9 protein-coding genes are annotated in these 13,252 nt (G+C 61.8%); 6 read left to right on the forward strand and 3 right to left on the reverse strand.

Annotated features, from left to right (window positions below):
- The first annotated feature begins 69 nt into the window (after positions 1-69).
- The 3 genes from copA (at position 70) to ybaK (ending at position 4,429) form a co-directional block, all read left to right on the forward strand.
- Complete coding sequence (gene copA, locus ACJ8IL_RS23960) at positions 70-2,781, forward strand: copper-exporting P-type ATPase CopA (protein WP_442516902.1); 2,712 nt, start codon at positions 70-72, stop codon at positions 2,779-2,781.
- 133 nt (positions 2,782-2,914) lie between these two features.
- Positions 2,915-3,721 (forward strand): TraB/GumN family protein, encoded by an 807-nt coding sequence (locus ACJ8IL_RS23965; protein WP_025301805.1) that lies wholly within the window; start codon positions 2,915-2,917, stop codon positions 3,719-3,721.
- 228 nt (positions 3,722-3,949) lie between these two features.
- Positions 3,950-4,429 (forward strand): Cys-tRNA(Pro)/Cys-tRNA(Cys) deacylase YbaK, encoded by a 480-nt coding sequence (gene ybaK / locus ACJ8IL_RS23970; RefSeq protein WP_197770441.1) that lies wholly within the window; start codon positions 3,950-3,952, stop codon positions 4,427-4,429.
- A 10-nt stretch (positions 4,430-4,439) separates the two neighbouring features.
- Here ybaK and dacB read toward each other — a convergent pair whose 3' ends face one another.
- Both dacB and ACJ8IL_RS23980 read right to left on the reverse strand, forming a co-directional pair.
- Positions 4,440-5,906, reverse strand: coding sequence for a D-alanyl-D-alanine carboxypeptidase/D-alanyl-D-alanine endopeptidase (dacB, locus tag ACJ8IL_RS23975; RefSeq protein WP_060432566.1), 1,467 nt, complete (start codon positions 5,904-5,906; stop codon positions 4,440-4,442).
- A 92-nt stretch (positions 5,907-5,998) separates the two neighbouring features.
- Positions 5,999-7,156 carry a multidrug effflux MFS transporter gene (locus ACJ8IL_RS23980; protein ID WP_049209319.1) on the reverse strand — a complete coding sequence of 386 codons (1,158 nt, stop codon included), beginning with the start codon at positions 7,154-7,156 and terminating at the stop codon, positions 5,999-6,001.
- Positions 7,157-7,256: 100 nt separating this feature from the next.
- On the opposite strand from ACJ8IL_RS23980, the gene ACJ8IL_RS23985 reads away from it, so the two are divergent.
- Entirely contained in the window at positions 7,257-8,024 is a 768-nt protein-coding gene (locus ACJ8IL_RS23985) for an AraC family transcriptional regulator (protein WP_099817503.1), read from the forward strand.
- Positions 8,025-8,132: 108 nt separating this feature from the next.
- Here ACJ8IL_RS23985 and ushA read toward each other — a convergent pair whose 3' ends face one another.
- On the reverse strand, positions 8,133-9,785 hold the full coding sequence (gene ushA, locus ACJ8IL_RS23990) for a bifunctional UDP-sugar hydrolase/5'-nucleotidase UshA (protein ID WP_442516903.1): 1,653 nt from the start codon (positions 9,783-9,785) through the stop codon (positions 8,133-8,135).
- Between the two features lie 178 nt (positions 9,786-9,963).
- Here ushA and ACJ8IL_RS23995 point away from each other — a divergent pair, with 178 nt between their 5' ends.
- Positions 9,964-11,184, forward strand: a complete 1,221-nt coding sequence (locus tag ACJ8IL_RS23995; RefSeq protein WP_049206191.1) for an MFS transporter — start codon at positions 9,964-9,966, stop codon at positions 11,182-11,184.
- Positions 11,185-11,429: 245 nt separating this feature from the next.
- Positions 11,430-13,121, forward strand: a complete 1,692-nt coding sequence (gene ybaL, locus ACJ8IL_RS24000; RefSeq protein WP_025301798.1) for a YbaL family putative K(+) efflux transporter — start codon at positions 11,430-11,432, stop codon at positions 13,119-13,121.
- The last annotated feature ends 131 nt before the right edge of the window (positions 13,122-13,252 follow it).

Raw genomic sequence — 13,252 nt, forward strand, 5'->3', positions numbered from 1 at the left:
TCTGCGTTGAGTAAAAGTCGATCCTGCGGTGACCGTTGCAACACCGCCCTTTAAGCAAGGAGTTCAATCATGTCACACACCACTATGCTGGCATTGCAGGGGCTGTCCTGCATGAACTGCGCGCAGCGGGTGAAAAAAGCCCTGGAAAGCCGCAGCGATGTCGAAAAAGCCGAAGTTAACGTGCATTACGCCAAAGTGACCGGCGACGCACCGGACAACGCGCTGATCGACAGCGTGATCGCCGCCGGCTATCAGGCCGAAGTCGCGCCGCGCGCCGACACCGAACTGCAGCTGAGCGGCCTGAGCTGCATGCACTGCGTCGGCAGCACCCGCAAGGCGCTGGAAGCGGTGCCGGGGGTGTTCGCCGCCGAGGTCGAGATCGACAGCGCGAAAGTGTACGGCGATGCCGATCCGCAGGCGCTGATCGCCGCGGTGGAACATGCCGGTTATCACGCCAGCGTGGCGGGTGCCGTCGTCCCAAAAACTGAGCCGTTGACTGACGCAACACCTTCGTTGCCGGACGTTCAGCCAGCGGCGCAGCCTCCCCTTCCGGCAACCGACAACGCGGACGACAGCGTACAGCTGCTGCTCAGCGGCATGACCTGCGCCAGCTGTGTCAATAAAGTGCAGCATGCGCTGCAAAGCGTCCCCGGCGTTGAACACGCGCGCGTCAACCTGGCGGAGCGCAGTGCGCTGGTCACCGGCGCCGCCGATGCGCAGGCACTGGTAGCGGCGGTGGAAAAAGCCGGCTACGGTGCCGAGATGATTCAGGACGAGACCGAACGTCGCGAACGCCAACAGCAGACCGCACGCGCCAACATGAAGCGCTTTAGCTGGCAGGCGGCGCTGGGGCTGGCGTTGGGTATCCCGCTGATGGCCTGGGGGCTGTTCGGCGGCAGCATGACGCTGACGCCGGAAACCCAGCGCCCCTGGCTGCTGGTCGGCGTCATCACCCTGGCGGTGATGGTGTTTGCCGGCGGGCACTTCTACCGCAACGCCTGGCGCGCGCTGATGAACGGCAGCGCCACCATGGATACCCTGGTGGCACTCGGCACCGGCGCCGCCTGGCTTTACTCGATCGCCGTCAACATTTGGCCCGATTTCTTCCCGATGGAAGCGCGCCACCTCTATTACGAGGCCAGCGCGATGATCATCGGTTTAATCAACCTCGGCCATGCGTTGGAGCAGCGCGCTCGTCAGCGTTCTTCACAGGCGCTGGAGCGGCTGCTCGATCTGACGCCGCCCACTGCGCGGCTGGTGACTGACGACGGCGAGCGCGATATTCCGCTGGCGGAGGTGCAGCTCGGCATGACGCTGCGGCTGACCACCGGCGATCGCGTGCCGGTCGACGGTGAAATCGTGCAGGGCGAAGTCTGGCTCGATGAAGCGATGCTGACCGGCGAAGCGGTGCCACAGCAGAAAGGCCCCGGCGATACGGTGCATGCCGGGACGGTGGTCGACGACGGCAGCGTGCTGTTCCGCGCCGCCGCCATCGGTAGCCAAACCACGCTGGCGCGCATCATCAAACTGGTGCGTCAGGCGCAGAGCAGTAAACCGGCGATTGGCCAGTTGGCTGACCGCGTCTCGGCGGTGTTCGTGCCGGCGGTGGTGGCGATCGCCCTGTTCAGCGCAGCGATGTGGTACTTCTTCGGCCCGCAGCCGCAGCTGGTCTATACGCTGGTGATCGCCACTACGGTGCTGATCATTGCCTGCCCGTGCGCATTGGGCCTGGCAACGCCGATGTCGATCATCTCCGGCGTCGGCCGCGCGGCGGAGTTCGGCGTGCTAGTTCGCGACGCCGACGCCCTGCAACAGGCCAGCCTGTTGGACACCCTGGTGTTCGACAAAACCGGCACCCTGACCGAAGGGAAACCGCAGGTGGTGGAGATCCTGACCTTCAATCAGGTCAGCGAGCAGCAGGCGATCGGCTGGGCCGCCGCGCTGGAACAAGGCTCCAACCACCCGCTGGCGCGCGCCATCATGGAACGCGCCGCCGGGCAAACGCTGCCGCAGGTGGCGCAGTTCCGCACCCTGCGCGGCGCCGGCGTCAGCGGGGAGATCGACGGCGTGCAGGTGCTGCTGGGCAACGCCGCGCTGCTGAAACAACATCAGGTCGCGGCCGACGAACTGGAGGCGCCGATGCGCGCCCAGGCCGAACGCGGCGTGACGCCGGTGCTGCTGGCCGTTGACAGTAAACCGGCCGCGCTGTTCGCCATTCGCGATCCGCTACGCGAGGACAGCATCGCGGCGCTGCAGCGCCTGCACCAGCAGGGATATCAGCTGGTGATGCTGACCGGCGACAACCCGGTGACTGCCAACGCCATCGCCAAAGAAGCCGGTATCGATCAGGTGATTGCCGGCGTGCTGCCGGACGGCAAAGCGGCGGCGATCAAACAGCTGCAGGCGCAGGGCCAACGCGTGGCGATGGTCGGCGACGGCATCAACGACGCCCCGGCGCTGGCGCAGGCCGACGTGGGCATCGCGATGGGCGGCGGCAGCGACATCGCCATCGAGACCGCCGCCATCACCCTGATGCGTCATAGCCTGCACGGGGTGGCGGATGCGGTGGAACTGTCGAAGGCCACGCTGCGCAACATGAAGCAGAACCTGTTCGGCGCCTTTATCTACAATACGCTGGGCATTCCAATCGCCGCCGGCGTGCTCTACCCGCTGACCGGCACGCTGCTCAGCCCGGTGGTGGCGGGTGCCGCGATGGCGCTGTCATCGATTACCGTAGTCAGCAACGCCAACCGGCTGCTGCGTTTTAAACCCAGGAAGTAAGCTCCGGGGCGCCGTCAAGGCGCCCCGCTGTTTTCCGGGCTTCCCTGCGCGGCGGATAGCGTTTAGCATGAATGACGATTTTCCCTCGCCTTGCACGCGAAAACGCGCACCCGTTATTCAGGAGCCACGCCGTATGGGTCAACTGTTACGCCGCCTCGCCGCCTTTCTCGGCCTGATCTCGCCCAAAAGTTACGCTTATCCGGCGCTGGACATCACCCTGCCGGGCGAACGTCGGCTGCATCTGGTGGGCAGCATCCATATGGGCACCGTCGATATGTCGCCGCTGCCGCCCCGGCTGGCCGCCCGGCTGCAACAGGCCGACGCGCTGATCGTCGAAGCCGATATCACCGGCGCCGCCTCCCCTTTCGACCACGCCGAACAGCAGCCGGAGCTGGAACAGCGCCTGTCCGCCGAAGAGTATCAACAGCTGCTGGCGCTGTGCCACGAACTGGGCGCCGATCCGCACGCCTTCGCCACCCTGCCCGGCTGGCAGGTGGCGCTGATGATGCAGGCGCGGCAGGCTCAGCGTCTGGGGCTGCGCGCAGAGTACGGCGTAGATTATCAGCTGCTGCAGGCCGCCAGAGCGCAGGACAAACCGGTGATCGAACTTGAAGGGGCGCAGCAGCAGTTGGCAATGCTGGAACAGCTGCCGGAAGGCGGCATCGCACTGCTGCGCGATACGCTGGAACACTGGCATACCAACGCGCGGCTGCTGCAAACCATGGTGAGCTGGTGGCTGGACGCCAAACCGCGCGGCACGCTGGACACGCTGCCGGCCACCTTCAGCGCTGGGCTGTACGACGTGCTGATGCATCAGCGCAATCGCGACTGGCGGCGTCAGCTGGAGGCGCTGCCGGCCGGGGACTATGTGGTGGCGGTTGGCGCATTGCACCTGTATGGCGAGGATAACCTGCCGGCGATGCTGCAGCCACAGGGGTAAAAAAGTGGCCAATATCGCTATTGGCCAGTCAAAGAGGAATTTCTTGTATTCTAGTTATACGCATAGCAACCGTGTTAACGGTTACAGTAAACAGGGTAGCAACCCGGTGAATATCTTGGCAACCCGCTTTATGTAACAGCCGCTCAGGTTGCCGGGCAGGTTGGATTTTTGTATTTTTAAGACTGGTTATCACCCCTTCCCCGATGGGGACATTTTGGACAACACATCATGACGCCCGCAGTCGTTCTGCTTGAGAAACAAAAGGTCGCCTTCACCCTCCATCCTTATCACCACGACAGCGACGAAACCAACTTCGGCGATGAGGCGGTGAGAAAGCTGGGGCTGGATGCCGATCGGGTTTACAAAACCTTGCTGGTGGCGCTGAACGGCGACGCCAAACACCTGGCGGTGGCGGTCACGCCGGTCGCCACCCAGCTGGATCTGAAAAAGGTTGCCCGCGCCCTCGGCGCCAAAAAGGCCGAGATGGCCGATCCGCAGCTGGCGCAGCGCGTCACCGGGTATCTGGTGGGCGGCATCAGCCCGCTGGGGCAGAAAAAACGGCTGCCGACGGTGATCGACAGCCCGGCGCAAGCGTTCGCCAGCATCTACGTTTCCGGCGGCAAACGCGGGCTGGACATCGAGCTGGCCGCCGCCGATCTGTGCCGCCTGCTGGCCGGCAGCTTCGCCGACATCGCCAAACGCGACTGACGCCGCGTACTCAGCGGCACACCACCGTGGCGTCACAGGCTGCCAGCGTTTCCACCAGGCGGTCCTCCAGCGCCTTCACCTCCGCGCCGGGCACCAGATAGTTGTTGCTGATGATGGCGAACGCCAGCGGCCGCCCGGTCGCCGAGTCGACATAGCCGCTGAGCGACGAGACCCCGGTCATGGAGCCGCTCTTGGCGTGGGCGCGGCCCGCCGCCGCGCTTTTTACCATACGGTGCTGCAGCGTGCCGCCCACCAGCAACCCCGGCTGGCCCGCGACGGGCAAAGCGCGATACCAGTCGGCGAACCACGGCTGTTTTCTGGCCGCCAACAGCAGCGTCGTCAGCTGTTGCGGCGTGATCTGGTTCATGCGCGACAGCCCTGAACCGTCCACCTGACGGTACGCGCCGGCCGCGATGCCCTGGCTTTGCACAAACTGGCCGATCGCCTGCAGGCCGGCGGCCCAATCCCCCTTACCCTGCGTTTTGCGGCCCATCGCTTTGGTCAGTACCTCACCGTAACCGTTATTGGACACTTTCAGGAAGGTGACGACCAGGCGGGAGAGCGGCGGCGAGGTTTTTTGCGCCAGCAGCTGTGCGCCGGCCGGCGTCACACCCTCTTCAGCATTACCGCGCAGGGTAATGCCGTGCGCGCGCAGGGCATTTTGCAGTAAGGCACCAACCACGCGGGTGGGTTGATCGACAGTGATCAATCGCGAACGAGCCTCCGCCTGCGCGGCAATGGTGCCGCTGACCACAACCCGGTTACTGCCCGGTTGGCGCTCGAACGTCAGTGCGGTGTCGCCGCCGGTGCTGGTACGGTTGACCAGCGTCACCGCGTCATTGGCGGGATAGAAGCTCACCCGCCCCGGCGCACCGGCGCGGGCGCCCGGTTGCACATCCACCCGCACCACGTTGATATCGCCGCCGGGGGTAAAGGCGTAGTTTAGCGCCGAGATCGGTGCAGCGAAGGCAAAGGGTTCATCGTCCCAGCTCCAGCCGGCGCCGAATGGCGTTTGATCGAACGCGCTGGCGTCCAGGATCAGCCGCCCATGAATCTGGCGAACGCCGCGCTGCGCCAGCGTGGCGGCGAAGGTGTCGAGATCGTCAGGATGCAACGTCGGATCGCCGCTGCCCTGGAGATAGAGATCCCCCTGCAAGGTGTTGCCGCGCTGTTCACCGGTGGTCAGCAGCCGGGTTTCAAACCGGTAATCCGCCCCCAGCACGCCGAACGCCGCCAGAGAAGTGAACATCTTCATGTTGGAAGCCGGCGCCAAACGCTGCTCCGCGTGCGCCTGATACAGCACGGTGCCGCTCTCGGCATCGCGCACCATCACGCCGCTCGACGCCCCAACCAGCGCCTTGTCCTGGCCGAGGGCCGCCAGCGCCTGGCTAAGCGTTTGCTCATGACCTTGGCCGGATGACGAACACCCCGCCAGCGCCAGGATGGCGGGCAGCAGCCAGCCTGCGGTTTTCAACATGTCATCTTCCTGTTTGCGTTATCAAAACCAAATTGTCGCTCAGGCTATCATTGGAAGGCAGCGGTGGCGAGAATGTCCGCCCCGTTTATCATTCAGCTACGCGCAGGCAACGCCAAACGACGCTCGTTGTGCGCCACCCGCCACGCCAACAGCAGCACGCAGAGGCTGCAGAGCGACAGCACGGCACCCAAGTGCAGCGACAGCCCCGCCAGCACCAGGCCACCGCCGAGCATCAGGTAATACATCAGGCCAAGGATGGCGCCGGCGGTGCCCATGCAGTCTTTATAATGGCGCAGCGCGCGCGCCAGAATATTGGGAATGGCGATGCCGTACGCCATCACCACCAGCATCATCGGCAGAACAAACCACAAGGTCCCTTCCAGCAGCAATACCAGCAGGCCGCCGGTCAGCGACAGCGCGCAGGCCAGCATCAACAGTGCGGGGAACAGCCAGCGTTTGCCGATCAAAAACTTGTTGATCGCCGCGCCGATACCCACTCCGACCGCCAATACCAAACCGGTATAACCGAACCACTGCGCCGGCAATCCCAACGCTGAGAAGTGGAATGGCGCCAGTTGGTAATAGCTGAACATGCAAATATTGAACAACGCCACCAACAGCGCACTGAGCCAAATATCCCCGTCCTTGATCATCCGCCCCAGCGTGCCGAAAAATGAACTCTTCACCACCTGTTGCGGACGCGTCTCCGGCAGTTGCCAACCGGCATAGCCCAACAACAGCGCCGCCAACAGCGCCAAACCGCCGAACACCCCCTGATAGCCCCAATAGTAAGTCAGCACTGCGCCGCTCAACACGCCAACCGCCGGACTGATCGCCATGGCGATCCCCATCACCGAGAACACCCGCGCCAACTCATAACCGTCGAAGCGATCGCGAATCGCCGTTTGCGTCCCGACCGAACCGACCGCCGCGCCAAAGGCGGCCAGCACACGCGCCGCCAGCAGCACGCTGAAGCTGCCGCTGAACAGCGCGATGATAGAAGCCAGCAGATAGAGCGTCAGCCCGGCCAAAATGGTGGGACGGCGTCCGATGACGTCGCACATCCGCCCCCATACCACCACGCCGAGCGCAAAAGCGAAAAAGTAACAAGAGAGCGTTTGCGCCGCCATCTCCGCACTGACCCGGAAACCGTGCGCAATGTGCGTCAATGCCGGGCTGTAGATGGTCTCCACCACCTGGGGAAACATCATCATCGACGTCGCCAACGTCAGCGTCAGTTTACGTTGCATAACAGATCCTGTAGCCAAGAATAGGCTGCACAAGGTAGCATCAGCTCCCCGGTGCCGATTACAATATAAAAGACAATAAATTTACAAAATCGGACATACTATGGCGTGGCTTCAGGCGCAGGACAGTTTTAATCCGGATACGCTCGACAACGGGGTACTCGGGATCGCCGCCGAACTGGCGCAGCACGACTCGGGCACGCATTGGCATGACAGGGGGCAGTTGCTGTTCTGTCAGCAAGGCAGCATGCGCATCACGCTCAACCAAAGCATCTGCATGCTGCCGCCGGGCAGAGTCGCCTGGATCCCGCCGCAGGTGGCTCACCGCGTTCAGGTCAACGGCGTCGTCGGTTACCGTTCGCTTTATCTCGACGCCGATCGCTATGCCTGTCTGCCTGCGCAGCTTGCCGTACTGACAGCCTCGCCGCTGCTGCGCGAGGTGTTGGAACGCATCGCGTTCGCCGCCTTCGACACCGACTGGCAGCATGGGCCTTACGCCAATATTCTGGCGGTCTGCCTCGACGAGATCGCCGCCGCGCCGCGCGAACTGACGCTGCTGCCGCTGCCCAGCGACCGCCGCCTGCGCCATCTGGCCAATCTGGACATGCTTCCGCCGCTGCACGAGCTATCGCGCTATAGCGGCGCTTCCGAGAAAACCATCAGCCGGATTTTCCGCCGTGAAACCGGGCTCGGTTATCAACAATGGCGTCAGCAATGGCGCCTGATCAAAGCGATAGAGATGCTGGCCGCAGGGATGAGCCAATCCGACGTCGCCGGCCAGCTGGCGTTTTCCAGCGACAGCGCCTTCGCCACTTTTTTCAAGAATATGATGGGTTGCCCAGCGAGGGCGTATATGGAGAGACGAAAGTAAGACGCCGTCTAAAACGGCAACGCCGACAGAAGGCGTTGATGGAGAGGAGGCTCGCGAAGGCGGGAACGGCGCCCCCGCGACAAGCGAGAACGCCGTTCCGCTACACCTCTATCGATAGACGATCTCGCCCTTTGGCTCGTAGGCCGCCGCATCCAGCGGCGAGTGTTTCTCGATGTACTGCTTCAGCACTTCGGCATCGATAAAGCCGGTGTTGACGTAGCTCGGCAGCCCGTCCAGCTTCGGATAGCCGTCGCCGCCCAGCGCATTGAAGTTCAGTGTCGCCATGCGGTAGGTTTTATCCGCCTGCAGCGGCTGGCCGTTGATCTTCACCTCGCTGACGCCCTTGCCGTCCGCCACTAGGCTGACGTTGGCGAACTGGGCGTAGGCGCCGGAGTCCGGCTTCATGTTGGCCACCACCGCCAGATACTGTTCAACCTCACGGCCTTTCATATCGACATGCACCAACGTGTTGCCAAACGGCTGCACCTTGAGCACGTTCTTGTAGGTGATATCGCCGCTTTCAATCGAATCGCGCACCCCGCCGCCGCTCATCACGGCGAAGTCGGCGTCGGCGCGCTCCCTCTGCGCCGCCAGCATCACCCGAGCCAGGTTGGTCTGCACGAAGCGCACCTTGCTGCGATCGCCTTCAAGCTTGCCGTTGACGCTGCCGATCTTCACGCCCAGCTGCGCCTTGCCCTTATCCTGGAACGGCGTCAGCAGCTTCATCATGGTCGGATCTTCCGCAATCTGCTGGGTGTAGTACACCCGCTCGCTGGTGCCGTCCGCCTTCTCCACCTTCTTCTTCAGGTTTACCGGGATCAGCTGATAATGCACCAGCTTCAGCTCGCCGTTGCGGAATTCGAAGTCGGCGCGACCCACGTATTTCCCCCACTCATGCGCTTGCACGATCCAGGTGCCGTTCTGGCGATCCGGCGAGCACGGCGTGCCCGGCACATAATCCACCTGTTTGCGGTTGTCGCCGGCCATACACACCGGATCCTGTGAGTGGCCGCCGACGATCATGTCGAGATATCCGGCCGGCAGGCTGCGCGCCATCTCCACGTCGCCCGGCGCGTTCGAGCCGTGTTCGCCGTTATCGTAGTGCCCCATGTGGGTGGCGGCGATAATCACGTCCGGCTTCTCGTCCTTGCGAAGTTGCTCCACCACCTGCTTCGCTTCCTGCGCCGGCACGCGGAACTCCATGTCGGTGAAGTACTCCGGGTTGCCAATCTTAGCAGTGTCGTCGGTCGTCAGGCCGATAACGGCAATCTTGATGCCCTGCTTGTCGAACAAGGCGTAAGGCTTGAACAGGCGTTGGCCGGTGCTTTTCTGATAGATATTGGCGGACAGCAGCGGGAAAGTTGCCCATTTCTCCTGCTGGCGCAGTACGCTCAGCGGGTTGTCGAATTCGTGGTTGCCGATCGCCATCGCGTCATAGCCCACCAGGTTCATGCCGCGGAAGTCCGGCTCGGCGTCCTGCAAATCCGATTCCGGCACGCCGGTGTTGATATCGCCGCCGGACAGCAACAGCAGGCTGCCGCCCTGCGCCGCCACTTCCTGACGAATGCCGTCCACCAGCGTTTTCTGCGCGCCCAGACCGTATTCGCCGTGATCGTTCTGCCAGAAGTGACCGTGATGATCGTTGTTATGCAGAATGGTGATGGCGTAGGTCTTATCCTTTTCCCAGGCACTGGCGGCCCCCGACAGCAACGTCAGGGAAACGGCCAGCGCGCATGCGGTGGTTTTCAGCGAAAAACGCATGGCGGATCTCCGTGTATTCAATAGCTTTTATGATGAGGGCGGAATTGTAGCGCGAATTAATGACAGCTGATTTCAAATTTTTGCGATGTGAGTCTGATTATTTCAGATATGGTAAAAATTGGGCGCCCTGCCTAAGATGTCATCTCTGTGCTCAACAACTTCTCAGGCTAATAATAATATGACCGACAGTAGCCAAAGCGCGATGCCGCCCGCCAAGGGCAGTGCGGTGAAGGGAACCGCCTTCTCCATCCTTGGCGCCATCAGCGTGTCTCACCTGCTCAACGATATGATCCAGTCGCTGATCCTGGCGATCTACCCGATCCTGCAAGCCGATTTTCACCTCAGCTTCGTGCAGATCGGCATGATCACCCTGACCTATCAGCTAACCGCCTCGCTGCTGCAGCCGCTGATCGGGTATTACACCGATAAACACCCGCAGCCTTACTCGTTGCCGATCGGCATGGGCTTTACCCTGTCCGGCCTGCTGCTGCTGTCGGTGGCGAGCACCTTCCCGCTGGTGCTGCTGGCGGCGGCGCTGGTGGGCACCGGCTCATCGGTCTTCCACCCAGAATCCTCGCGCGTGGCGCGCATGGCCTCCGGCGGACGACACGGCCTGGCGCAGTCGCTGTTCCAGGTCGGCGGCAACTTCGGCAGCTCGCTCGGCCCGCTGCTGGCCGCGCTGATCATCGCGCCTTACGGCAAAGGCAACGTCGCCTGGTTCACGCTGGCGGCACTGCTGGCGATCGTGGTATTGCTGCAGGTCAGCAAGTGGTATCAACATCAGCACCGGGCAACTAAAGGGCAGCCGAAAAGCCCGTCGATGCTGAAACCGCTGCCAAAACGTACCGTTGCCTACTCGCTGGGCATTCTTCTGGTGCTAATTTTCTCCAAATACTTCTACTTGGCCAGCATTAGCAGCTATTACACCTTTTATCTGATACATAAGTTCGGCGTTTCAGTGCAGAATGCGCAAATTCATCTGTTCGCCTTCCTGTTCGCAGTAGCGGCTGGCACCATTATCGGCGGGCCTCTTGGCGATAAGATAGGGCGTAAATACGTTATTTGGGGCTCTATTCTCGGCGCTGCGCCATTTACCCTTGTTTTACCCTATGCATCACTCTATTGGACCGGCATTTTAACGGTGATCATCGGGGTTATTCTCGCCTCGGCGTTCTCCGCCATTCTGGTCTACGCTCAGGAGCTTATCCCCGGTAAAGTCGGCATGGTTTCCGGCTTATTCTTCGGTTTTGCTTTCGGTATGGGCGGGTTAGGCGCGGCAGTTCTTGGTTATGTCGCCGATTTAACCAGTATCGAACTGGTCTACCAAATCTGTGCTTTCCTACCGCTGATCGGCATTATCACCGCACTACTGCCCAATATGGAGCATAAACCGCAATAACCCCGCGAACCGCCCGGATGAAATTATTTATTCATCCGGGTTATCCTACGGATAAATCAATATTATTTGGCTTATCTGACACAAAACTCCCTTATTGCCCCGCCTTAAGTGAAATCCTCTGCTTTTTTACAAAAAAGGCCAAATTAGCCAAGCAAGCCGCGAACAAATGCAATAAACTAAATGTATCTTTTCGTAACTTTGTTGCGTTTCTCCCGTGCCGCGATGCATAGCCAGAAGGAGTATGGATGCATAATTCAACACCGCTCATTACCACCATCGTCGGAGGGTTAGTACTCGCCTTCCTCCTCGGCATGCTGGCGAACCGCCTGCGCATCTCCCCTCTGGTGGGGTATCTGGCCGCAGGGGTACTCGCCGGCCCGTTCACCCCCGGTTTCGTTGCTGATACCTCACTGGCGCCGGAACTGGCGGAAATCGGCGTTATCCTGTTGATGTTCGGTGTTGGCCTGCACTTCTCTTTGAAAGACCTCCTCGCAGTAAAATCTATCGCCATACCCGGCGCCGTGGCGCAGATAGCCGTCGCTACCCTGCTCGGCATGGGGCTGTCCAAGCTGCTCGGCTGGGATCTGATCTCCGGGCTGGTGTTCGGCCTCTGTCTCTCCACCGCCAGCACCGTGGTGCTGCTGCGCGCGCTGGAGGAACGGCAGCTGATCGACAGCCAGCGCGGGCAAATCGCCATCGGCTGGCTGATCGTCGAAGATTTGGCGATGGTGCTGACGCTGGTGTTACTACCGGCCTTCGGCAACATGCTGGGCAACAACAACGCCAGCAGCGGCCAACTGCTGATGGAGCTGGCGCTGACCATCGGCAAGGTCATCGCCTTCATCGCGCTGATGATCGTGGTCGGCCGCCGTCTGGTACCGTGGATCCTGTCGAAAACCGCCAGCACCGGCTCGCGCGAACTGTTCACCCTGGCGGTATTGGCGCTGGCGCTCGGCATCGCCTACGGCGCGGTGAAACTGTTCGACGTCTCCTTCGCCCTGGGCGCCTTCTTCGCCGGCATGGTGCTGAACGAGTCCGAACTGAGCCACCGCGCGGCGCACGATACCCTGCCGCTGCGCGACGCGTTCGCGGTGCTGTTCTTCGTCTCGGTCGGCATGCTGTTCGATCCGATGATCGTGATTAACGAACCGCTGGCGGTGCTGGCGACGCTGGCGATCATCGTGTTCGGCAAATCCGCCGCTGCGTTCCTGCTGGTGAAAATGTTCGGCCACTCCAAGCGCACCGCGCTGACCATCTCCGCCAGCCTGGCACAGATCGGCGAGTTCGCCTTTATTCTGGCGGGCCTTGGCATCACGCTCGGCATGATGTCGGAACACGGTCGCAATCTGGTGCTGGCAGGCGCTATCCTGTCGATCATGCTCAACCCGCTGTTGTTCACCCTGCTGGAGCGCTATCTGGCCAAGACCGAAACCATCGAAGAGCAAATCCTCGAAGAGGCGGTGGAAGAAGAGAAGCAGATCCCGGTAGAGATGTGCAACCATGCGCTGGTGGTCGGCTACGGCCGCGTCGGCAGCCTGCTGGGCGGCAAACTGGCCGAGGCGGGCATTCCGCTGGTGGTGATCGAAAACTCCCGCCCGCGGGTGGAAGCGCTGCGCGAGCAAGGCATCAAGACGGTGTTGGGCAACGCCGCCAATCCGGAAGTGATGGATCTGGCGCGGCTCGACTGCGCACGCTGGCTGCTGCTGACTATCCCCAACGGCTATGAGGCCGGCGAGATCGTCGCCTCGGCGCGCGCCAAGCGCCCGAACATCGAGATCATCGCCCGCGCCCACTACGACGACGAGGTGGCCTACATCACCGATCGCGGCGCCAATCAGGTAGTGATGGGCGAACGGGAGATCGCCAACAGCATGCTGAACATCCTGCAGCTGGACACCCTGAGCGAAGAAGAAAAAATGGGCGGCTGCCCGATCTGAAACGCCCCGCGCGTGACTAGTCCTGATATAGGTTGACACTTTTCAACCGGATAACGCCCGATGAACCTCATCGGGCGTTTTGTATTTCAGCGACAAGTGCGGCCGCCGCGTGTTGTAGAGGTTCACCGACT

It is taken from the genome of Serratia sp. CY47444, from assembly GCF_052168635.1.
In the GTDB taxonomy this organism is placed as follows: Bacteria; Pseudomonadota; Gammaproteobacteria; order Enterobacterales; family Enterobacteriaceae; genus Serratia; species Serratia bockelmannii.